At 54.8% G+C, this 22812-nt stretch carries 21 protein-coding genes and 1 pseudogene; 10 read left to right on the top strand and 12 right to left on the bottom strand.

Annotated features, from left to right (window positions below):
- The first annotated feature begins 329 nt into the window (after positions 1-329).
- Positions 330-509, top strand: coding sequence for a hypothetical protein (locus tag GM154_RS22145; RefSeq protein WP_074829264.1), 180 nt, complete (start codon positions 330-332; stop codon positions 507-509).
- A gap of 92 nt (positions 510-601) precedes the next feature.
- Positions 602-1363: a ParA family protein gene (locus tag GM154_RS22140; RefSeq protein WP_219653378.1), complete on the top strand. Its 762-nt coding sequence runs from the start codon at positions 602-604 to the stop codon at positions 1361-1363.
- Between the two features lie 101 nt (positions 1364-1464).
- On the opposite strand, the gene nfsB is transcribed toward GM154_RS22140, so the two are convergent.
- From nfsB to GM154_RS22105, 7 genes are all read right to left on the bottom strand, one after another.
- Positions 1465-2118, bottom strand: a complete 654-nt coding sequence (gene nfsB, locus GM154_RS22135; protein WP_219653377.1) for an oxygen-insensitive NAD(P)H nitroreductase — start codon at positions 2116-2118, stop codon at positions 1465-1467.
- Between the two features lie 17 nt (positions 2119-2135).
- Positions 2136-2912, bottom strand: coding sequence for a glycine betaine ABC transporter substrate-binding protein (locus GM154_RS22130; protein ID WP_219653376.1), 777 nt, complete (start codon positions 2910-2912; stop codon positions 2136-2138).
- A 16-nt stretch (positions 2913-2928) separates the two neighbouring features.
- Positions 2929-4086 (bottom strand): SMP-30/gluconolactonase/LRE family protein, encoded by a 1158-nt coding sequence (locus GM154_RS22125; protein WP_258019986.1) that lies wholly within the window; start codon positions 4084-4086, stop codon positions 2929-2931.
- Positions 4083-4598 (bottom strand): DJ-1/PfpI family protein, encoded by a 516-nt coding sequence (locus GM154_RS22120; protein ID WP_219653375.1) that lies wholly within the window; start codon positions 4596-4598, stop codon positions 4083-4085. Before GM154_RS22120 ends, GM154_RS22125 begins: the two co-directional genes overlap by 4 nt.
- 21 nt (positions 4599-4619) lie before the next feature.
- Entirely contained in the window at positions 4620-5627 is a 1008-nt protein-coding gene (locus GM154_RS22115) for a zinc-binding alcohol dehydrogenase family protein (protein ID WP_219653374.1), read from the bottom strand.
- A gap of 250 nt (positions 5628-5877) precedes the next feature.
- Positions 5878-6429, bottom strand: a complete 552-nt coding sequence (locus GM154_RS22110) for an ester cyclase (protein WP_125889188.1) — start codon at positions 6427-6429, stop codon at positions 5878-5880.
- Positions 6430-6469: 40 nt separating this feature from the next.
- On the bottom strand, positions 6470-6643 hold the full coding sequence (locus GM154_RS22105; RefSeq protein ID WP_185749736.1) for a hypothetical protein: 174 nt from the start codon (positions 6641-6643) through the stop codon (positions 6470-6472).
- Between the two features lie 145 nt (positions 6644-6788).
- Here GM154_RS22105 and GM154_RS22100 point away from each other — a divergent pair, with 145 nt between their 5' ends.
- On the top strand, positions 6789-7724 hold the full coding sequence (locus GM154_RS22100) for a LysR family transcriptional regulator (protein ID WP_219653373.1): 936 nt from the start codon (positions 6789-6791) through the stop codon (positions 7722-7724).
- 152 nt (positions 7725-7876) lie between these two features.
- Positions 7877-8218 (top strand): carboxymuconolactone decarboxylase family protein, encoded by a 342-nt coding sequence (locus GM154_RS22095; protein ID WP_026003721.1) that lies wholly within the window; start codon positions 7877-7879, stop codon positions 8216-8218.
- Between the two features lie 100 nt (positions 8219-8318).
- Here the strand turns inward: GM154_RS22095 and GM154_RS22090 are convergent, their stop codons facing one another.
- Positions 8319-8696, bottom strand: coding sequence for a VOC family protein (locus tag GM154_RS22090; RefSeq protein WP_219653372.1), 378 nt, complete (start codon positions 8694-8696; stop codon positions 8319-8321).
- A 324-nt stretch (positions 8697-9020) separates the two neighbouring features.
- On the opposite strand from GM154_RS22090, the pseudogene GM154_RS26075 reads away from it, so the two are divergent.
- Positions 9021-9782: pseudogene (locus GM154_RS26075) on the top strand (PAS domain-containing protein); the annotation flags it as partial.
- Positions 9762-10331, top strand: coding sequence for a methyl-accepting chemotaxis protein (locus GM154_RS26070; protein ID WP_374940339.1), 570 nt, complete (start codon positions 9762-9764; stop codon positions 10329-10331). The pseudogene GM154_RS26075 and the gene GM154_RS26070, both read left to right, overlap by 21 nt.
- Positions 10332-10683: 352 nt before the next feature.
- On the opposite strand, the gene GM154_RS25870 is transcribed toward GM154_RS26070, so the two are convergent.
- Positions 10684-11460, bottom strand: a complete 777-nt coding sequence (locus GM154_RS25870) for an AraC family transcriptional regulator (RefSeq protein WP_010798642.1) — start codon at positions 11458-11460, stop codon at positions 10684-10686.
- A gap of 105 nt (positions 11461-11565) precedes the next feature.
- On the opposite strand from GM154_RS25870, the gene GM154_RS22075 reads away from it, so the two are divergent.
- The 4 genes from GM154_RS22075 to GM154_RS22060 all read left to right on the top strand — a co-directional run bounded on the left by GM154_RS22075 (position 11566) and on the right by GM154_RS22060 (position 18111).
- Positions 11566-12528, top strand: a complete 963-nt coding sequence (locus tag GM154_RS22075) for an ornithine cyclodeaminase family protein (RefSeq protein WP_219653370.1) — start codon at positions 11566-11568, stop codon at positions 12526-12528.
- Positions 12529-12535: 7 nt separating this feature from the next.
- Positions 12536-13792, top strand: a complete 1257-nt coding sequence (locus GM154_RS22070) for an FAD-binding oxidoreductase (RefSeq protein ID WP_219653369.1) — start codon at positions 12536-12538, stop codon at positions 13790-13792.
- 84 nt (positions 13793-13876) lie between these two features.
- A complete protein-coding gene (locus GM154_RS22065) occupies positions 13877-15511 on the top strand; it encodes an APC family permease (RefSeq protein WP_219653368.1) in 1635 nt (544 codons plus the stop codon).
- Positions 15512-15903: 392 nt separating this feature from the next.
- The gene (locus tag GM154_RS22060; protein ID WP_258019985.1) at positions 15904-18111 is read left to right on the top strand and encodes a beta-glucosidase; all 2208 of its coding nucleotides are present in this window, start codon (positions 15904-15906) and stop codon (positions 18109-18111) included.
- Between the two features lie 86 nt (positions 18112-18197).
- Here GM154_RS22060 and GM154_RS22055 read toward each other — a convergent pair whose 3' ends face one another.
- From GM154_RS22055 to GM154_RS22050, 3 genes are all read right to left on the bottom strand, one after another.
- Positions 18198-18860 carry an HAD-IA family hydrolase gene (locus GM154_RS22055; RefSeq protein WP_010798637.1) on the bottom strand — a complete coding sequence of 221 codons (663 nt, stop codon included), beginning with the start codon at positions 18858-18860 and terminating at the stop codon, positions 18198-18200.
- A 113-nt stretch (positions 18861-18973) separates the two neighbouring features.
- Positions 18974-19105 (bottom strand): hypothetical protein, encoded by a 132-nt coding sequence (locus tag GM154_RS25730; RefSeq protein WP_258019983.1) that lies wholly within the window; start codon positions 19103-19105, stop codon positions 18974-18976.
- A gap of 234 nt (positions 19106-19339) precedes the next feature.
- Positions 19340-22387: an ATP-binding protein gene (locus GM154_RS22050; RefSeq protein WP_219653367.1), complete on the bottom strand. Its 3048-nt coding sequence runs from the start codon at positions 22385-22387 to the stop codon at positions 19340-19342.
- Positions 22388-22812: the final 425 nt, after the last annotated feature.

Raw genomic sequence — 22812 nt, 5'->3', positions numbered from 1 at the left:
TTTATACGAGAGCCGTCCGCCTAGTTGCAAACCTGGTCTGGCACAACCTTTTTAACCCAATGCGTTAGTGTGAATGCTGATACACGTAAGGGCGTGCCAGAAGCCAATCGAGCAAGACGTTATAATAGCTATGTTGATAGCACTATGATCTCATAAAGGCGCAATGAAACTTAAATTTAATACTATTGAAATAATAGTGTAATAAAACAACTGAATATTAAGCTTTGCTTACTTATTTATTATAGAAATATAGACAATCTATTTCTTGAAGGTTAAAAGGTAGGCGCAAAAACGAGAAGTCGATTTCTTTAAAGCTTAGAGCATGTGAAATGGATATACGCATAGAAAAAGTACAAGCTGAATCCACATGGGTTGTTTGGCTGAATAATATTCCGGTCAAGTTCTATACGGAATATGAAGCCGATGCTTTTGCTCAGAAGCTTTCGACACGCATTGATGCGCTGCAAGACGTCCGGCTGACCAGGGAAAGTCTGGCCGAGGCAGTGTAAAACGCGGAAGCGGGACTCTGGTTAAGGAGTGCCGCTTTAAACGTGTTGTGCTCACTACCGTCTTACCATGCAAGGAGCAGTTTTCAAACCAAATGATCAGAGCGGTTTTCAACAAAAAGGGAGGCGTGGGCAAGACCAGTATTGCCTGCAACCTCGCCGCCATCAGCGCAGCTGAGGGCTTTCGTACACTTCTGATTGACCTGGACCCACAGGCCAATTCCACTCATTATCTAACAGGCTTTGTAGGCGACGAGATTCCGGCCGGTATTGCCGACTTCTTCAAGCAAACGGTTTCTGATTCCGCCAAGAAAGCCAAGGCTTCTATTCTCGAGACGCCCTTTCATAATCTGAGCATCATAACGGCTTCCCGCGAGCTGGAAGATATTCAGATGAAGCTTGAAGCCAAATATAAGATCCAGAAGCTGGGAAAATACCTCGAGAAGTTGATCGATGATTACGATCGTATCTATCTCGATACACCACCGGCGCTGAATTTTTATAGTGTATCGGCCTTGATTGCAGCTGACCGCTGCCTTATTCCTTTTGATTGCGATACGTTTTCGCTTAATGCGTTACGTGAGCTCTTTCTTGATATTGAAGAGATCAGGGAGGACTTCAGTGATCGTTTGCGTGTGGAAGGTATCGTCGTCAATCAGTTCCAGGCCAATGCCGGTGTTCCCCGAGCGCTGTTAGGTGAACTGGAAAAGACGGACATGCCGATTATCCCGACGTACCTTATGGGGTCGGTCAAGATGAAAGAGTCCCACCAGCAGAGCAAGCCGCTTATCCATCTGGACCCTGGCCACAAGTTGACCCAACAATACAAGGCGTTGTTCGACTGGCTGGAGCGCTAGCGGCGAGCCTGTGCCTGAATATCATCAAGGCAGGCGGCTGTTCGTGCCTGTATCCAAAAGGGTAGACGCCAGACAGTTTCTTTGTCTGGCGCCTGGCTTGTTCACACGTAAGTGAACAGGCGCTCAGCTGGCAAGCGTGACTTGGGCAGGCTCGCGTTGAAGTCTGAATCGGCTCGATAGCCAAGGCTTACCAGAACCAGACTGGTGAAGCCCTGTTCACGAAGACCGAGTTCTTCATCCAGTCTGCGAGAGTCGAAACCTTCCATAGGCGTGGCATCGACACCCAGACTGACAGCACCCAGCAATAGCGTTCCCAGGGCCAGGTAGGTTTGTTTTTCCATCCAATGCTGCAAATCCTTCTGGTCGTAGCGATGCAGACTCACGTAATGACGACGGCTCTTGTCCTGTGTGGCCTTGGCTTCTTCAGACCGGAAGCGACCAGCGATATCTTCCTGCTCCAGGATGGCGCCAAGATGTTCTTCGGTCATATCGGTGCGTGTGCAGAGCACTATGACGTGGGACGCATTGAGCACCTTGGGCTGGTTGTAGACAAACGTGTCTTGTGTCGAGACGGCCAAGCGAGCCTTGCCTTCGTCAGTTGAGGCAACCACGAAATGCCAGGGCTGTGAGTTCACGGATGAAGGGCTCTGGCGTAGCAAACCAAGCAGTTCTTCAAGCGTGGCGTGCGGTATCTTTCGCGAAGGGTCGAATGCCTTGGTAGTGTACCGCTGACTAAGCAATGTAGATAGATTCATAGGTATCTTCTCTCAGGTCAGGTGAAAGATTGGGCCAGCCAGCGATCAGCCGCTTCCAGAGGCGAAAGCCCTTCCCGGCAGATCCAGTAATCGAGTTCGCTGACTGTGGCGTTTCCCAGCGAGAGCTGAGAAAGCTCATCAAGCAGTGCCGGCGCCAGATGGGCAGCCGTTTCTTCGCGCACAATCAGCGTGGCGTCATCCTGGCCGCCCAGAAGGCCGCGTGGTTCGTGTAGCGCCCGGATGGCGTAGCGGTAATGCAGGAACTGAGGGTGCCAGAGGGGGACGACGATCCATTCGCGACGCTCTACGGCCTGCTCGAATCGCTCGAAACACTGGGCTTGCGTACCGTTGGCGAAGTGATAGCCAACCTGATCAAGGCCATACTGCTCGATGATGTCGCGCGAAAAGCGGCTGATACCGGCTCCCGGATTGATGCCCTGTATCAGCAGACTCATATGTGCCGCAACGTCAGGTCGCTTCAGATCATCGATGCTTGCCACTGCCTCGGCAGGCACATAGTCCGGCACGCCCCAGATACAGTACGGCTGATACAGAACGCCCAGGGTACGGGTCTGTTCGGCATAGGGGGCCAGATAGCCCCCATGACTGGCCGGTAGCCAGGCCGATACCAAAAAGTCCACTTCTCCAGCGCCATAGTGCTTGAACATATCTTCATGGGGAGCAGCTACGCTCTCTACGCGATAGCCATGACGCTCAACAATACGTTGTACCACGGCGGCACTGGCAGCATGAAAGCTCAGCCCAATATGACCTATACGAACCGAAGTGTGCATCACGAACTCTCCTGTATCAGTGGGTTGGCGCCGGAGCGGCGTTGATCTTCACACGGAACAGGCTGTAAGGCTTGGTACGCAGATCCTTGCCGCCATGAAAGCCAGCCTGGCGATTTAGCTGATTAGCCGTGAAATAGAGATAGCCATCCGGCCCGATGGACAGGGTGTCAGGCCAGATTGCACGAGGATCGTGGACGATGGTCTGCCAAGTACCGTCGGCAAGCCGTTTGCGAATACCGTTGTGCTCGTAGTCACTGGCATAGACGGCGCCATTGGCATCGGCTTCAAGGCCATCGGAGGCGCCTTTCTCGCCCATATCCAGTACCGCAGCCGATAGTTGTGCTTCAGTCACATGCTCGTCCCGTAACAGACGGGTTGGTACTGCATAAAGGTGGCGGCTCGAAAGTGGGCTGAAGTAAAGGGTCTGACCGTCCGGCGACAGGGCAATACCATCGGATGCCACACCAAACGGTTTAGCGGTTCCATCTGCGCCGCGTGCCAGCATGGCTTCGCCTTCCACGGTAGGAATAAAACGCTTGTCGGCAGAGGTCGAGACGTCTCCATCAAGACGGCGAGTTGCCTTGCCGGTGGCGATGTCCATGACAATGATGGCGCCCGGCCCGCTGACAGACGAGTCGGTGACATACACCGTACCTTCCTTCCCGGTACGGAAGTCAAAGCGCATGTCATTGACATACGTACTCGGCAGGATGACGTTGGCAGGGAAAACCAGCGTCTTCACATTGAGGTCGATCGCGACCAGTTTGGCGCCGCCAGGTTGAGGAGCACTAAACTTCGGCGCAGCAGTATCTAGTACCCATAAACGTCCTTGTCCGTCCGCTACAACGCTTTGCACGCTGATGAAGTGCTTGGCGAGTGCCTGTTGGTCAGGCGTATTGATGGCCTGATCAGGGTAGGGGACTACCTTACCGTCGCGTATTTCGCCAACGCTGAAGGGTGCGTTGTCCCCCCATTGTGGGAAATTGACAAAGAGGCGGCCTTGCTCGGAAACCGTAACGCCGGTCGGCATGGCGTCATAGAACGCAAACACAGGTTCCAGCTGGCCAATGGATGTCTCATGTGGCAGGTCCTGTGGTGCAGGAGCTGCCGCAAACGACAACGTACTCACGGCGGCAATGGTTGCGGCCAGCAGGGTGGGAATCAAATGCTTCATTGGCTGGCTCCTTGTAAATGAAAACGGGGTGCCTTGGCGGCGGCTAAGTTATCCAAAACGGCTTCGGCAAAAGAATGAGTGCCCACTCGTGTCGCTGTTACGATCCAGCCGGCCACGACCGGTGATTCATTGCTGTATAGGGCGCCGTGTAGTTTGAGGTCAGCGATCACAGCGGGTGTTGGGTTGCAGGTAGCACGCTTGCCAACCAGCAGGCCGGCATGGGCCAATACCAATGCCCCAGTCCCTATGCCGGCAACCGTCTTCTTGATGGCATCGAAGCCTTGCACGCTATCCCATAGCGACTCGTTGTAACCGAGTGGGCAAAGCGTATCGCTGCTACCAAGCACTACCAAGGCGTCGAATCCGGCAGGGTCAATATGTGCCAGAGGCGCTTGGTCATCGCACGAGAACATACAGGTTTCATGACCTGCCTGCCGCCAGAAGGACACGATGTCGAGCATGTCCTTCGGAAGCAGGGATGTTGTCGTGCTGACTGCAGCAATACGTGACATGGGGCTACTCCTTATCAGAGGCTAAAACCCTTCCAGGACAAGCTTGCCTTTGGCCTTCCCGCTCTCGATGAGAGCGTGGGCACGGCGCAGGTTGTGCGCATTGATCCGGCCAAAATGCTCTCCCAGCGTAGAGCGCAGCACGCCTTGGTCGATAAGCTCCGCTACCCGGTTCAGCAGCTCATGCTGGCGGATCATGTCGGGTGTTTCGAACATCGGGCGGGTAAACATCAACTCCCAGTGCAATGACAGGGATTTGCGCTTCATGGGTACTACGTCCAGCGTATCGGGATCGTCGATCAGCGCGAGGCGCCCTTGTGGGCGAAGCACTTCGATAAGGTGTGGGAAATGGCTATCGGTATGAGTCAGGCTGATAACATGGCTGACCTCCTTGAGACCGATGCGAGCCAGTTCTTTAGTGAGTGGCTGGCTATGGTCAATCACATGGTGCGCGCCAAGCGCTCGGATCCATTCCTGGGTTTCAGGGCGCGAAGCCGTACCGATAACGGTAAGTTGGGTGAGCTGTCGGGCCAGTTGCGTCAGGATTGAGCCGACCCCGCCTGCGGCGCCGACTATCAGAAGACTTTCGTCTTTGCCACCGCGCTCCGGGATGCCCAGTCGATCAAAGAGCAATTCCCAAGCGGTTATGGATGTCAGAGGGAGTGCAGCGGCATCGGCCGCGCCTAGCGAGGCGGGCTTGCGGCCTACAATACGCTCATCCACCAGATGAAACTCACTGTTGGTGCCAGGGCGGGTAATCGAGCCGGCATAGTAAACGTCATCACCCGGTTGGAAGAGTGTCACCTCTGACCCCACCTCACGTACGACGCCCACCGCATCCCAGCCAAGCACGCGCGGCGTGTCAGTAGCCGAGCCACCACGGACTTTGGTGTCGACAGGGTTCACCGAAACGGCCTGAACCTCAACCAGAAGATCGCGTGGACCAGGGGTTGGCGTGGGCAGCTCGATATCAACCAGAGAGCGAGAATCATCAATGGACAGGCCGTGCTGGGTATAGGCAATTGCTTTCATGGGGGACTCCGTAAGTGAACATATGAACAGTGGCGTTAACCGTGGAGCCATCATCGCGATTCACGACGGGAGCAAACAGCCATCGAAACGGGCAGGACTTTCACTGGCGCAGTGAAAATGGAGTGAAGTAAGCGGAAAGCAATACTGCATGTGTGCTTTGACGCCGCGCCAGGGAACCCTCCAGGAAAAAAAGCCCCGGTTTCCTTGACGGAGCCGGGGCTGGAAAAAGATGACGTCTGGCGTGTAGCCGCTATGTTCCAACCACACCCAGTTGCTGCAAAAGAGTCAGGTTATCTTCGATGTGCCAGTTCTCCTGGATGCGGCCATTGGCGATGCGGTAGATGTCGGTCGCGATAAGATCAATCGGCTGTCCCTTGCCTTTAATACCCTGGAATTGCCCGCTGAAGTGACCGGTAAAACGCAGATGCGCAACAACCCGATCACCCGCCACGATCATCTGCTCGATCTGACAATCCAGATCCGGTACGGCGGCGCGAAAAGCCTTCGAGGCCGCCAGAGGCCCTTCTACTCCTTGAGCTCTGCCTGGCGGCAGGGTGCGATCCATGAACTGAGGCGCAAGCGCCTCCCGGGCCAACTCTTCGTTACCTGTGGCCCAGAAAGTGCCATATCGGCGTGCTGCCTGGACCGCTGCATCAGCTTGTGCCGCCGGGTCAACAATCAGCACACGAGGCTCAATCAAGGGATTGCTAGCAGCTTGAGCCTGAGGGGTAAAGCCAGCAAGCAGTGCGGATAACGCAAATGCCGCTGTAGCGGCCAGGGAAAAACGAGAAGTGTTGGGCATGGAATATCTCCATTCTGAAACCGGATGGGTTTGTGGATGATCAAGGCAGACCATTGGTGATCCAGAAAGGCGGCTCTATTACCGCTTCGAGTGTTGGCGGCGTTGGGTTCTTGTCATGGCATGACGGCTTCGCCTCTGTACACTTCTCGGCTGTGTCGCGGTCTTTTTCGAACTGGGCTTTGGCGGATGTATTTTCATTGAGTAAGCGGCTCATGAGAATTCCTTGAGGTAGTGTCGGGATAACGGGATGGGTCGCTACGTTCGCATCGGGACGTTGCATGCCATGACCGCATCTTCACTGTCGCCAAGCTCCACAAAAACCCGCAGAATCAAGCAGCACTTTCTCAGGAGGAGTGAAAATGATCCGTTTCGACGATCTGGCCTTGTTTGTTCGCACGGCAGCGCTTGGCAGTTTTTCGGCGGCGGCCAGAGAGGCGGATCTCTTGCCAGGGCAGGTCAGTGCTGCAATTCAACGTCTTGAACGCGAGCTTGATATCCGTCTCTTTGCGCGCTCGACACGCAGCCTCCGGCTGACGGGGGAGGGGGAGCGGTACTTGCCCTATGCCAATGATGTGCTCAGCACGCTCAGGGAGGGGCGCGAGCGGCTTCAACCGGAAAGCACTGCTTTAGAGGGCGTCATACAGGTGGCTGCACCTTCAGACCTGGGACGTAACGTGCTCCTGCCACGACTCACGGCATTTCGCCGCGAGCATCCCCGTCTTGCGCTTCGGTTGTTTCTGTCCGATCAGGTGGCGAATGTCTTTCGCGATCCGGTTGATGTGGCCTTGCGCTACGGGATGATGGAGGACGCAAGCTTTATTGCCTTACCACTGGCGCCCGAGAATCGGCGGGTACTGGCCGCGTCCCCTGCTTACCTCGAGCGGCACGGGCGGCCGGCCTCTCTCAAGGATCTGGCGGAGCACCCTTGCCTGCTTTATATGCTCAATGGTCGGGTGTATGACAATTGGGTCTTTCCCGACGTCAACGGTCGCCGTGAAACCATCGCCGTCAAAGGCCCACTGATGAGTGATGATGCTGATATCGTTCGCCGGTGGGCACTTGAGGGCGAAGGGATTATCTACAAGTCATGGCTGGATGTCAGTGCAGATGTATTAGCCGGGCGGTTGGAGGTCCTGCTGCCGGAGATTCCCGGCGAGAGCTGTGCGCTGCATATGGTTTGCCCGCACCGCAAGCAATTCTCTCCTGGCGTCAGGCTACTGTATGAGTGGCTCAAGTCGGGATTTGCAGACCTGATTCAGGCCTATTCCATGCTCGATACGAAACGTATTGCCTGATAACACTATTTTCTTGAATCGAGTGAAAGTGTTATCGCGTTGTGGTGGTGTTTGTCCACTACGAGCACTCCTACTATCGTTACAGACGCTCCGATACCGCTTTTCAACAGTGTGAGCGCATCACTCCAACCGATAGCAGGAGAATCACCATGATGTACGACTGGAACACCTATCAGAAGCAACTGGTTAGCACCATTGGCGAAATTGGCAAGCTGAGCCCTGATACGGTGCGCGGTTACTCGCTCTTGAGCGAGGCGGGTAACAAGACCAACCACCTAGATGCCAAGACGCGTGAGTTGATTGCGCTGGCCGTTGCCGTCACCCGTCAATGCGATGGCTGTATCACGGTCCATACCGATGCCGCTATCAAGAAAGGCGCCAGTAAAGAAGAAATTGCCGAAGCGCTGGGCGTAGCGGTAGCAATCAATGCGGGTGCGGCTATGGTGTATTCAGCCCGTGTAATGGATGCGTACGCGGCCAAGACTTCCGTGTAGCGAAAGCGGATCTCCTTGCAGTACTCCTGGCCGCCGATCGAATTTTGACGATATCGATTCGCTGCCAGGATGCTTTTGTAAAAGTTACCTTTGAAGGTAACTAATAATTCGATACCTCGATTAGGTTACCGTCCGGGTCTCGAAAATAAACCGAGACGATTGCTCCGGTGGCACCGGTACGCCGTACCGGTCCGTCAATCACTGTAACGCCTGTCGAATGCAGATGGGTCACGACATCCTCAATAGGCATACGGGTAATCAGGCAAATGTCGACGGCACCCGGTGTCGGCTTCTCGGCTTTGGGTTCGAACTCATTTCCCGCTTCATGCAGGTTGAATTTCTGCTCGCCAAACGCCAAGGCCTTACGTCCTTCGCCAAATGTGATGACGTCCATGCCCAGCACACGAGTATAGAAGTCACAGGTCCGCTCAAGGTTGCGAACGGTCAAAACAAGGTGGTCGATCCTGTCGATCTGCATGGCGTACCTCTTGTGCATCGGACGCTGACAATGGTGCGATTTATAGAGCCTTTGCTGTGGCCTCGTCCAACAACGGCACATTCAAGAGCTTTATCAGGCTATAATACCAGCCCATATATATGTGCATATTTGAAAGACACATTTGAGCAAAGTAAACAGGTAACCAAGTTAGCCGCCGTTGCTCATGAGCTCCATGCTGAAAGCATTCAGCTAGAGCGATTTGATGTACCTTGGATATTAAGAAAAAAGTTGCCTTTGGCTACTCAAGAAATACTCCAGCCCTGCCGTTAACCATCGACCCTTTCTTGGTTTAGCCGGTGCATCATGTTCAATGCTCGCTTGAAAAAGGACTTGCAAGTCCAGGCCGAAGAGCTGACAGCGTTACGTCAGATCGTCAATGGAATGAATGACTCCATGGTTGCCTTGACCCTTGATCCTGAGTTCCGTATTCAGAGTGCCAACAGCAAATTTCTTCAGACGCTGGGCTACTCGGCTGACCAGGTGATAGGACGTCCAATGGCAGATATTGTGCCTCCCTATGTGAAGACGCTGCCATGCTTCCACAATTTTCGTGCAGCCGTTGCCAAAGGGCTCCCGGTCAGTGACGAATATCGCTATATCCGCAAGGATGGCGCGCTCGCTTGGCTAAACATCCATTGGCAACCTGTCCGCGACCAAGAGAATAAGCTTTCCTATATCCAGGGCTTTGGCAAGGAAGTGACCAAAACCATCGAACTAGCCAAGGAGAACGAGCATTTCATCAATGCATTGCTGCGCTCTACTGCAGTCATTGAATTCAACCTTGACGGTACGGTGATCAAAGCCAACGACTTGTTCCTCAGGACGATGGGGTATTCAGAGCCGCAGATAGCAGGTAAGCACCACCGTATTTTCTGCACACAGCAAGAAGCATCCTCTGCAGAGTATGAGGCGTTCTGGGCCAAGCTGAACCGGGGCGAATTTGTTGCCGGCCGCTTCAGGCGAGTCGATAGCCACGGTGCCGAAGTCTGGCTCGAGGCCACGTACAACCCGGTCTATGACTCACATAACCGGCTTTACAAGGTCGTGAAATTCGCAACAGTCGTGACGGATCAGGTACTTCGGGAGGCCGAGGTGCGCGAAGCGGCCGGAATAGCCTTTGATATCTCCAGGCAAACAGACATCATCGCTCAGCGGGGCGCTGCGGTCGTGAATAATGCCGTCGAAACCATGCAGCAGATTTCGGTTGAAATGCAAGCTGCTGCCGAGGGGATCGAAGCGCTGGACCGTCAGTCACTGCTGATCAACTCCATCGTCCAGACAATTGGCGGCATTGCTGCACAAACCAATCTGCTGGCGCTCAATGCCGCAATCGAAGCCGCTCGTGCCGGCGAGCAGGGGCGAGGCTTTGCCGTGGTCGCTGATGAAGTACGGCAACTGGCAGGGCGTACCAGCTCGGCGACTGAAGAAATTGTAGGCGTCGTGCAGCAGAATCAGAAGATGACCGAAACCGCCGTACGTAGCATGGCCAGTAGCCGTGAACAGGCCGCGCGGGGACTGGATCTGGCTGCACAGGCCGGTACGGCGATCGTCGAGATTCAGGAGGGGGCAAAACAGGTCGTGGGAGCAGTCAAACGGTTTGCCAGCGAGCTCTAGTCGGTATAAGTCTGGTGTAGGGCCAAGCTGCTTTATCTATAGCAAAAGGCTTACACAAGCGTGAGAAAAGCAGCGCTATTACTCAGCTAAGTCATGTCCTAATCTACACATATTGGATGGAGCGCAGGACGCGCTCAGTCAGGTCAAGGATGATGACCAAGCCAGGATGGCAGCTTGATACGGATATCGAGCACGGTCAGCAAAAACCCGCTTCGGCGGGTTTTTTGTTGCCTACAAAATAGCCTCGCTTTAGCAGAAAAAGTCTGTCGCACAGGAAAGGCCGGATTAATTGTAGGAGTCTTGGCTAACATTGGATGTTTGACTCAGATCAGTTTTATAGCCCCTTGCTACATTAATTCGCTGCGCTGGGAGCATGGCCAAAATGGCGGCGAAAGGCCCGGCTGAAACTGGCGCCGTCCGAGAAGCCCACCCGGTGAGCAATAGTAATCAAATTAAACTTTCGTTCGTTGATCAGCTGTTGTGCCTTGAGCATGCGTCGGGCAGCTATGTATTGCTGAGGGCTCAGGCCTGAGAGCTGTTTGATCAACACATACAGATGGCTTGTGCTGACATGGCAGAGGTTGGCCAGTTCTTCGTTCTCTATAAGCCGATGCATATGATGATCTATATAATCATCAAGGCGGGCTTTTTCGAGCCTGCCTGATTTCAGAGAGGCAACGGGTGTATATGCTCCCTGTAGTATCAATTCTCCTAGAAAAGCCGAGATCAACTGATATTGAAGTACCGGCATGGTATGGCTGTTCAGGTGGCGAACCTGATAGTCCGTCCAGCTTAGCAGATTTAGCACACCCGGACTTGGAGGCAGTAGAGCAGGCTCGCTCAGCAGTCGCGATTCGATAGAGACCGTGCAGGCCTCCTCAAAGGCCTTGATGAAGGCGTCTTCGACGTTGAGGTCGATTACCAGCAACTGGCACCGCTCGGAGGCACCGCGATACCGGTGTTCGGTATCGCAGGGCAAGAGGCCAATGGCGCCACGCGCGACCTCTCCGCTGTTGGCAGGCAGCTCACAATGCATAACTCCTTGTTGACCAATCAGTATCTGGGGATAGCTATGGGTATGGACGCCATGGCTGGTCGCAATGAGATTAGTTCGGAAGGAAGTCTGCACAGCGCGTAAACCTAATAGTTTGAGACAAGGCTGTCATAATCTGGGTCAACATAGGCTTGCATTAGCATACTAGGCTGGGGGCTCGTTTGATGTCGAGCACCTACTATGTATCTAGACGCAAAACAGTTGGCTGAGGCCTTGCCTTGGCCTCCGCTTATCGAGGCCCTTTCCCGAATCTTCACGCGTACGGCCCACTTGCCGGTGCGCCATCATCACCGTATCGAAGTACCTGGAGATCCTGCTGCCATGCTGTTGCTGATGCCCGCCTGGATCGAAGGTGAGTATGTGGGCGTCAAGCAGGTCAATGTCTTTCCTGGTAACAACGCTCGAGGCAAGCCGGGCTTGAGTAGCCATTACCTGCTCAGCTGTGGCAAGACAGGTCTCCCGCTAGGTCAGTTCGACGGAAATGAACTGACGGCACGCCGCACTGCAGCAGCTTCGGCACTGGCATCAACGTATCTTTCCCGGCCCGACTCGAAAACACTGCTGATGGTTGGGGCTGGGCGTATGGGACATTATCTTGTTCCTGCCCATCTCTCGGTAAGGCAGATCGAACAGGTCAGAATTTACGATCGAAACGAGGTTTCTGCCGAGCGTTTTGCCCAGGAACTCATCCAGCAGGGAATAGTAGCGCAAGCAGTACGGCCGGATGAACTTGCGCAGGCTGCCGTAGCCGCCGACATCATTAGTTGTGCAACGCTTGCTAATGAGCCTGTGATCAAGGGCGAGTGGTTGAGCCCCGGGGTGCATGTGGATCTGGTGGGCAGCTTTACTCCTCAGATGCGTGAGGCAGATGATGATGTGGTTCGCCGCTGTGCAATTTTTGTCGATACGCGCGAAGGTACACTTTCCGAAACGGGTGATTTGATCACTCCCATCAAACAAGGCGTTATCACACCGAAGTCCATTCAAGCCGAATTCAGCGACCTCTGCAACGGTAAGCACAAGGGGCGCGCTGCGCTGGAGAGTCCTGATGCTGCAATGACATTGTTCAAGTCTGTCGGCGCCTCTGTGGAGGACTTGGCTGCCGCCATACTGGCCTATGAACGTTCATCGGCAAACAGGTAGGCGCATCATGGAGGCTTTAGATTCGTTGCGCTGTGCGGTTATTGGGGCTGGCCTGGTTGGACTTTGCACGGCGCTAGCGCTGCAACGGCAGGGCCGTAAGGTCACGTTAATAGATGCTGGCAGGCCGGGTGAGGGCGCATCTTGGGGAAATGCCGGGTTTCTTGCAACGGAGTCGATTGATCCATTATCCACTTGGGGCACACTCAGAAGTGCGCCACGTCTGCTGCTGGACAGGCATGGGCCATTAGTTATTCCCAAGGCGAACCTTCCTGCCAGTTTGCCCTGGCTTGCACGTTTTACTCGGGCAGCCGGTCCCGCCATGGTCAATGCTTCCCGAACAGCCTTGGCCGACTTGAATCGCCAGGCAGTACCGGCTTGGCAAGCGTGCCTTTCCTCCATTGGGCAATCCGATTTGTTGGTGAGGTGCGGCTATTTGCTGGCCTGGGAGTCGGCTGCGGGCCTATCGGCTGCTCGCCGCGAGGTTAAGCACCTGCAGGCATGGGATCAGCCTGTAGAGCTAATCGGGAGACAGCAATTGGACGATATGGAGCCTAATCTAGCGGGCCGTATGAGCCATGCCCTGCATTTTCCCGAAGCCTACCGTGTACGTGATCCCGCCTGGTTGGGTGCGGCGCTGTTTGAGGCCTATACCTCAGCAGGCGGCGTGTTTATGCAGCAGCCAGTTGCTGCGATACGGGTAGTTGATGCTCACCGTATCGAGCTTCAGCTTGGCCTGGAAACCCGAATGTTCTCCAAGGTGGCCCTTTGTGCCGGCGCAAGCAGCGGTGAACTGCTAAAAACGCTAAGCATGAGCGTCCCGCTGATGGCTGAACGGGGCTATCACCTGAGCGTGCAAAGCTCTGAAACTTTTCTGAATCGCCCAGTCTGTTCGGTTGATCGTCGGGTGTTTTTAAGTCCGCTAAATAGCGGTTTCAGAGTTGTCGGTATCAGCGAGCTGGGCGGGCTGACCTTGCCGGCCCAGCCGGCTCGATTCGAAACATTACGCCATCATGCTCGTCAGTTATTTCCACACCGTAGCGAGTTGATCAATCAGGCCAGTGAGTGGATGGGCAAGCGGCCTACGCTTCCTGATTCGCTTCCGGTCATCGATGTACATCCGAATCATGCCCATCTCGGGTTTGCATTTGGTAACCAGCATTTGGGTCTTACCCAGGCTGCCATTACGGGGCGGTTGCTTAGTCAGCGGCTGATGGGTATGCCTTGTGACCTCAACCTCAAGCCCTTTCGAATAACTCGATTCTAAGCGGCCAGCGGATCGGCCGCCCTCGCAACCATAACACCGTTGCGTTTCAACACCTGCCTATAAAACTTATAAAGGGTAATAACTATGCCTTCTCAGGGTAGATTCAAGCGGAACCTGTCACTTGTCGATCTGACCCTCATAGGGTTGGGCGGAACCTTTGGCTCCGGCTGGCTCTTTGCGGCCAGTCACGTGTCCTCCATCGCAGGGCCGGCCGGAATTCTGTCTTGGCTTATTGGTGGCTTTGCTGTGCTGCTGCTGGGCATTGTCTATTGTGAGCTGGGTGCTGCTCTGCCAAGAACCGGAGGGATCATCCGGTATCCGGTATATTCCCACGGACCGCTGATGGGGTACCTCATGGGCTCGATCACGGTGATTGCTTTCACGAGCCTTGTAGCCATCGAAGTCGTTGCTGCGCGCCAATATGCGTCTGCCTGGTTTCCCAGCCTCACCCAGGTGCAAGGGGGTAGTCCAACACTACTCGGATGGCTGGTTCAATTCGCGTTATTATGTCTCTTCTTCAAGCTCAACTATTCAAGCGTCAAGACGTTTGCAAGAGCGAACAACTTTATCAGTGTGTTCAAGTTCTTTGTGCCGCTGGCGGTAATCGTGGTGCTGTTTGCGTTTTTCAAACCTGAGAACTTTAGCGCACAAGGGTTTGTGCCTTTTGGGCTTTCAGGGATTGAAATGGCGGTTTCGGCAGGTGGGATCATTTTTGCTTATCTGGGCCTGACACCGATAATCTCGGTTGCAAGCGAAGTGAATAATCCGCAGAAAACCATACCGATTGCACTGATCCTATCGGTTCTGTTTTCTACGTTGATCTATGTCTTGTTGCAGATAGCCTTTCTGGGAAGTGTTCCTGCCGAACTGTTAAGCAAGGGATGGCAAGCGGTCAGCCAGGAAATGAGTCTTCCCTTCAGGGATATTGCGATTCTGCTTGGCATGGGCTGGCTGGCTTTTCTGGTGGTATGTGATGCGGTAATTTCACCCACTGGATGCGGAAATATCTATATGAACGCCTCTCCCAGGGTCGTTTATGCTTGGGCCAAGAGCGGAACACTGTTTAAGCTCTTTACCAAGGTCGACACCGAGTCGGGCATTCCTCGACCAGCGCTGTGGTTGACATTCGGGCTATCGCTGCTCTGGACACTGCCGTTTCCCTCCTGGGAGGCCATGATCAATGTGGTATCGGCAGCGCTGGTTCTGAGCTATGCCATCGCACCACTTTCAGTGGCAGCCTTACGCCGTAACGCGCCTGACTTGCCACGTCCTTTCAAGGTCCGGGCGTTCGGAGTAATCGGGCCGGTTTCATTCATGGTTGCGGCGCTTATCGTTTACTGGTCCGCCTGGAGTACCATAGTCTGGCTGCTGGGGCTGCAAATGGTAATGGCGCTGATCTATGTGTTCTGTGGAAAGTGGGCGCCGACTCGTGACGTAAGCCTGAAGCAGCAGATAAAGAGCGCGGCCTGGTTGGTTGCGTTTTATGCTGGAATGATTGGCCTTTCCTACCAGGGAAGCTTTGGTGGCACTGGTTGGCTGACCCATCCCTACGACATCGCAGTCATAGCCTTGTTTGCGCTGGTCATCTACTACTGGGGCGCCGCTAGCGGAGTGCCTTCGCATCTAGTGGACCTGGACAGCGATGAATCGAATGCGGGCGCGGCAGTCGTCGAAGAACACGGTCCGGCTAAGAATATTCCTGTTATGCCGTTACGGTAGTTGATGCTGAGCCTTTGAAAGGTACCGCATCTGCATTACCTGAGCGTTATAAGCAGCATTACGGTATTGATCGCCTATTGTCCTGCCCCATTTGTCTTCTGGTTGGTCATGCTGGCCGGCTCTCCTCGGCTAGAAGGAGGAGGGCCTTTCAGCCTCTAGACGGAAGAGCGGTGTGTTAAAGAAACGTAAGCTGAGCCGACCGGTTGAGTATCGATCAAGGACAGAGAAGAAGGATTGAATTCAAGGATCAGTGAGGGCTCGGCGTCATCGTCATCTATTCCCTATATCCCATTCATTACGCTCCGGACAAACGTGTTTAGGATAGGTCTTTGAGCAGTGATACATCCCAAGCACATTCAATAAGAAGGTAATCGCTCGGCTCGGGATAAGACATGAAAATAACAAACCTGCGTAGTTGTTTTTCGCTTGCAATAGTGGGTGCTGCTTTATTCAATGTTGAACATGGTTGGGCTGCCTACTCAACTGACCATAAAGATTCAGCAGACCATCGTGCCGAAGCTGCTGTCAAGGCGATGACGATCGACGAAAAGATTTCGCTCTTGCACACCCAGGTGGGCTTTCCGTTTCCAATCGGCAATACGCCCAAGCCAGACGGAGCTGTCGGTTCGGCAGGCTATGCTCCTGGGGTTCCTCGCCTTGGCATCCCTGCGTTGCAGGAAAGTGACGCCAGCATGGGTGTGGCCAATCCTTCAAACATTCGCCCAAACGACAATGCCACGGCCTTGCCCTCCAGCATGATGCTGGCTGCTACGTTTGACCCTGATTTGGCTTACCGAGGTGGCAAGGTTATCGGCACCGAGGCACACGCCAAGGGTATCAATGTCATGTTGGCTGGCGGCGTCAATCTGGTTCGGGAACCCCGCAGTGGTCGTAATTTCGAGAACGTGGGAGAAGACCCTCTACTGGCAGGCATTATGGGAGGCTATTCCATTAAGGGGATACAGAGTAAGCACGTTGTCTCGACGGTCAAGCACTATGCCTTGAATGCTCAGGAGACCGGCCGTGTGGCGGTGAGCTCCGATATCAAGGAAGGGGCCGCACGTGAGTCCGATCTCCTGGCCTTCGAGCTGGCTATCGAAAAAGGTCAGCCGGGCTCGGTGATGACTTCCTACAACCAATACAACGGCACCTATACCTCGGAAAATGCCTTTCTCATCAATCAGGTCTTGAAGGGTGACTGGAAGTACAAGGGCTGGGTCATGTCCGACTGGGGCGCTACTGCCAGTACAGAGAAAGCAGCGCTTGCAGGACTGGATCAGGAGTCTGGCGAAAATTTGGACCCAGTCATCTACTTTGGCGAGCCTTTGAAGCAGGCTGTGCAGGAAGGACGTGTATCCCAGGAGCGGCTGGATGATATGGCCATGCGCGTGGTGCGCAGCCTGTTTGCTGTGGGCGCCGTTGACCATCCGCCCAAGCTGACCGACATAAACTTCAAGGCTCATGCCAAGGTGGCCAAGGCGACGGCTGAGCAGGGTATCGTGCTTCTAAAAAACGACCGTAATCAGTTACCGCTCTCACGTACGTTAAGACGTATCGTTGTGATAGGTAGCCATGCGGATGCCGGTGTTTTATCAGGTGGCGGCTCTGCCCAGGTGACACCCATCGGAAGCCTGGTTCTGCCGGCGGGTTCTGATTATGTCAGCCAGGTTTATCATCCCTCATCACCGTTGAAGGCCATCCAGGCCGAAGCGCCACGCGCTCAGGTGGTCTATGACAGCGGAGAGGATATTCAGCGGGCGGCCAGACTGGCCAAAGGTGCAGATGCCGTTATCGTCTTCGCTCAGCAATGGACAACCGAGGGCGTCGATGTTCCTGATTTAAGCCTGCCTGATAATCAGGATGCTTTGATTGAGGAGGTTGCTAAGGCCAACCCAAGAACAACCGTTGTGCTTGAGACAGGCGGACCCGTAAAGATGCCTTGGCTCAACCGAGTGCCAGCAGTACTGGAGGCCTGGTATTCCGGAGCCAAAGGCGGTGAGGCCATTGCGGGTGTCCTGTTTGGCAGTGTCAACCCATCTGGTCGTTTGCCGGTTACCTTTCCCCAGGATGAAAGCCAACTGCCACGGCCTACCATGCGTGACCCTTCAACTACAACCTCCAGTCCCTTTGTAGTACCTGAGGAGTTTTTCTCAGAGAACTACAACATTGAAGGTGCTGACGTGGGCTACAAATGGTATGAGCGAGAGGGCAAGAAGCCGCTATTTCCGTTCGGCTATGGACTGTCCTATACCCAGTTCAAATACAGTAACCTCAATGCCGAAACACGTGGCAGCAAGCTGGTGCTGAGCATGGACGTCACCAACCGTGGGCGGGTTAAGGGTATCGATACGCCGCAGTTCTATATCGAAAACCCATCCAGGAAAAACGGATTCACGAGTCGCCTGGTAGGCTGGGATCGCGTTGAGCTCAAGCCAGGGCATACCAAGCGGGTAAAAGTGACGGTTGATCCGCGTCTGGTTGAGCGGTTCAACAGCTGGCATATCCATGCAGGGAGTTACAACGTAAGTGCAGGCGCTAATGCAATGGATCGTCCGCACAAGGTGCGAGTACGGCTCGACGAGCGTTATCTGGCACCCTAAAAGGTAAGCGCCGTAGCCTGTGCTGCGGCGCGCCTGCCAGTTACGGGTGGGCCTGACAGTGACATCTAGAGGCCTGCCCTGTTATCTCAATTGCTCGCCGTAACCAGTCGGAACCGGCCTTCCGCCTCATGCTCAATACGCACGTCCGCGTAGTGCGCAAGGCCAGGATGGGCGACATCCAGTGGTGTTTTGTGAGTGGCCGTAATGACCACTACATCGGCGCCAGCAGCCTGCGCCGCCGTAATGCCTGCATGAGTATCCTCAAATACCAGACACTCACTGATATCGACCCCAAGGGCTTTGGCGCCTGCCAGGAAGCAGTCAGGGGCGGGCTTGCCATGCTCCACGTCCTCAGACGAAATGATGACGGCAGGCAGCGCCATACCCGCCGCGGCAAGGCGTGCCTCAGCCAGACGACGTGAGGCTGAGGTCACGAGTGCCCAGCGGCCTTCCGGCAGGCTGGCAAGAAAGGCTGCCGCTCCCGCAATTTCCCTTACATCCGAGGTGTCGGCTATCTCGGCCTCGGTAATGGCCCGCGTCTCTGCCTCAATGTCCGCGCCGGGTGGCGCAAAACGGCGAACGGTTTCCACGGCGCGTACGCCATGCATGACGGCAATAAGGTCGGCCGGGTCGAGGCCATGACCCAGTGCCCACTGCGTCCAGGCACGCTCAGCGGAGGCGATGCTGGTCAGCAGCGTGCCATCCATATCGAAAAGAAAAGCAGAATAGGGTCGCGTGGGCAATGTCATCCGTAGCTCTCGGGATAAGTGAATGAGTGGCGCACCGCATAGTACCGAACCCGTCCCCGGTGCGTCAGTAGATGTGTTCCGATCTGCATCGCCGGAGCCGGCCTCTGCTGGTGCTACGTTGCATAGTCCGGTTCATGACGATCCAGCATCTGTTTGATGTTGGCAAGGTGCAGACGAGCGCTTTCCAGGTCGCCTTCGCGCATCTGCTCGGCGGTCTTACGTATGATCGCAGGCCACGCGAGCAAAGAGCTTACCTGCCTGTGCTCATTGCACGTATCTGTACCTTCGCTAACCGCTCCAGGTAATACAGGCCACCCCAGGCTTCGGCGATGGCGCCCGCTATGCAGTCTTCCTCATGACAACCAGAGCAAGGCCACTGAGCGTCTGCCTCTTCGATGCGATATGGCCCGCCGGTGCTCCAGAGCAGGGTTTGAAAGTGTCATGCTATGAGCCATGCGTTCTTTCCAGATAACGTCTGGCTATTGGAGCAGGGCATAAATATCGGCAATGCTTACTGGCTTGGTAAAGTGGTAGTCGAAGCCGGCCTGCAGGGCCTTTTCCTTATCCTGATCCTGTCCCCATCCCGTGATCGCGATAAGCAGCGTGTGTCTGCCCTCCGGCAATGCCCGAATAGACTGAGCGACCTGATGCCCCGTCATGCCGGGCATACCTACATCCAGCAGCATCACGTCGGGCTTGAGCGTTTTGAACAGCTCCAGCGCCTGAAAGCCGTTGTAGGCTAATGAGACCTCATGGTCTTCCAGGCGCAGTAGCTCGGCCATGGTTTCCGCTATGTCAGGGTTGTCATCGGCAACTACGATGCGGCGATGGGCCGCTGTCGAGATGGCAGGCGCTGAGACGACGTCGTGCGGTGCCTCCAGGGTCTCATCATAAGGCAGGCTGAGGGTGAAGCAGGCGCCCTTGCCTGAGCCTTCACTAGCAACAGTAAGCGTGCCGTCATGCAGTTGAGCCAGGGATTGAGCCAGTGCCAATCCAATACCCAATCCGCTATTGGTTTCTTCGCTGGATCTGGGAACCTGTACAAACATCTCGAACAGGGAGGCCAGGGCGTCAGGCTCAATGCCAATCCCATTATCCGAAACAGTGATGTGTGCCTTGTTGCCATTAAGGGCTGTGGTAACCGTAATCCGACCTTTCTGGGGCGTATATTTGGCTGCGTTGCTCAACAGGTTGATCAGAATCTGTTCCAGTCGTAACGGGTCCACATTCAGAGCGACAGAGTCTGAAGGGAGCTCGACAGTCAGCGTGTGCCCCTTCGTCTCGAACAGAGGCTTAGTCGTTTCGACGGCGGCACGTATCACAGAGGCTAGCTGCGTAGGCTGCTTACGCAGTTCGATCTTGCCGCGGGTTATGCGGGAAACATCAAGCAGATCGTCCAGTAGCATTCCCATATGGGTCACCTGACGCTTGATGACGTCTTGGCTCCACCGGCGCTGCTCTTCGCTGATTTGGCCTGTTTCCAGCAGGCTGACTGCCTGACGAATAGGCGCCAGTGGGTTTCTCAATTCATGGGCCAATGTCGCCAGGAACTCATCTTTTTGACGATCAGCCTCGCGAAGCTGCTGCTCCTGAAGTTTGCGCTCACTGATATCGGCAAACCAGACGGCAATATTGTTCTGGAACGGCGTGACTACAATATGGAACCAGCCTTCGCAGGTGCTCGTTTGTACCAGCGACTCGAGCGATCTAGGCTCGCCGCTGATCATTGTTTCACGCAGCGCATGATAGATGTCGCCCTGCGCCCAACCAGACAGCACTCCGCTAACGGGCTTGTCTGTAAGCGCCGCTGCACGGGAGCGTAGGGCCGTCGCCCCAGCGTCATTGATATAGACCAGGGTGAAGTCTTCAGCCGATGTTTGTGCCTCTGTAGCAGGAGAGAGAATGGCGAAGGGAATAGCTGAAGAGTTAAGCGCTACGTGAAGTTGCTGTTCGGAGCGCCGGGCTTTTTCCTGTTGGCTGGCGCGATCTATAAAGAGGGCAGCTGTCGCTGCGCAGATCTCGACCAGCCGAATCTCCCGTGGTGAAAGCTCATGGGTCTCTCTGAACAGCACCGTTAGCCAGCCCAGTGTGTCCTGACCATCACGCCGTATCGTTACATCGTGATGCGTTCTAAAACCCTCAGCGCGCAGCCGGCTTGAGTGCTCTACTAGATTGCCCTGCACCTGATCATGGAGACATGACACCGGTAGGGCAGCATTTGATATTCCTTTGCTGACCAGCCGATCGGGCGCTGGTGCTGTACTTTCCAAGCCGATGAACCCTCCAGGTGCGTTCAGCAGCTCGCAGACCAAGTTCAGAATCGCACTTAATTGGTCGTACAGCGACGATAACTGCAGCAGGCTTTGACTGAGCGCATAGAGTCCTTCCAAATCTTCGACTTGCTGTGAGAGAGCCGTCTGGGCTTTTTGCAGGCGTGATACTAAAAGGTCACGTTGGTGCTCGCTCTCCTGGCGTGCCGTCGCCGATGTGATCAGCGCCTGGGCCACGTCATCGATCTCCCGAATCTCGGTTTCCGGTAGATGAGGTGCCTGGCCCTGACCCATGGCCAATGCAGCATGCCGCAAGGCGCGCATCGGGTCATTGATGCGGCGCGAGGCGTATCGTGTGGCCAACAGCGCGACAATCAGGGACAACAGAAGGCCTCCACCATAAATGGCAAACGCCTTGAGGGCTCCCTTGGCAATATCGTGTGCAGGAATGCCCGTCGCGACAAACCATCCGCTCTGCTTCAAATGCACATAGGCGGAATATACCCTTATACCTTCTACCGTCTGTGTCAGCCCGCTGCCTTCGTTTGTGTTCTGCTTGACCATTGCCATCAGTGAAGGGGCAGCAGGTTTGCCCAAGGTTTTCTCATGGTCGCGCGTACGCGCAATGCGGCGTCCATTGGCATCGACTACGGTGGCGACCCAATCGCTGGGCAGACGTCGAAGGTTGATAACGTTAAAGATCACCTCAGGCTTGAGCACCGCCGTTAAGACATAAACCAGCTTGCCATTGCGCATGACCGGCATACGCAGCGGGATAGCCGATGTGCCTGAGGGGCCGGCCGCCAACTGGCCGATCACAGGTTTTAGAGTGCTCACGACCTGCATAAAGCTTTCCGGTTCTGCCAACGGGCCGTCTGCACTCACATGATGGGCGGTAATCCTTCTCAGTACCTGACCATCCGGTGTGGCAATAATGACGGTTTTCCAACCAGGCACCAGCGGGACGACACGGCGGACCAATTCCTGATAGCTGTCGAGGTTGCCATCATCGAGAAAAGGAGACTGCGAAAGGGTTTGTAGCAGGTCCAGCGAGCGGTTAATTTCAACGTCTACTGCCGTTGCTGTCAGGCGCGTGGCCTCGAGGCTCCGCTGCTCGGCTATCGACTTCTGCTCATGAATGATGGCCACCAGACCAAGCCCGGCAATCAGCGCAATTGGCACAATGCCTGCCAATGAAAGCGTCAGAAGACGTCTGCGTAGACGAACCTTGGGGGTGGGCTTGCCGGGTAAAGCCAAGGGTAGATCCTCAACAAAGGTAAAGCCTGCTGCGCACGAGCATTCCAGCCAAGGCTGACTAGACGAAGCCCTTTTATGATACGACATCTAGCGCAGCGGCCGGTGCTTTTGATCATCCGGCCATATACAAGCTATTCGAAGAGGTAGAAACACACGACTCCTTTTTCTGAAGCGCAGGCGGCCATTCTCCACGAAGGGATGCGATGGAAACAGGCAGCGGAGCATGCAATAGAAGGGAAAGTTAGTCGAGAGGAGTCTATTACCTAGATGAAAACCATTTGCGGGATGGATGGACACTGGTAGCTTGCACAGCGTTTCAATCTTCGCAGCCTTGAGCCCCGCCTTATACCTTCTTTAATACCTCTTGGTAATAGACGGCTTGGCTTGATAAGCGCAGTATCAAGGTGGCAAACGGCTATTCCCTT

The organism is Pseudomonas sp. MAG002Y, assembly GCF_019400845.1.
Classification (GTDB): Bacteria; Pseudomonadota; Gammaproteobacteria; order Pseudomonadales; family Pseudomonadaceae; genus Chryseomonas; species Chryseomonas luteola.
Note: the sequence above shows the minus strand (reverse complement) of the source record. Positions and strands in the feature narration are given on the sequence as shown.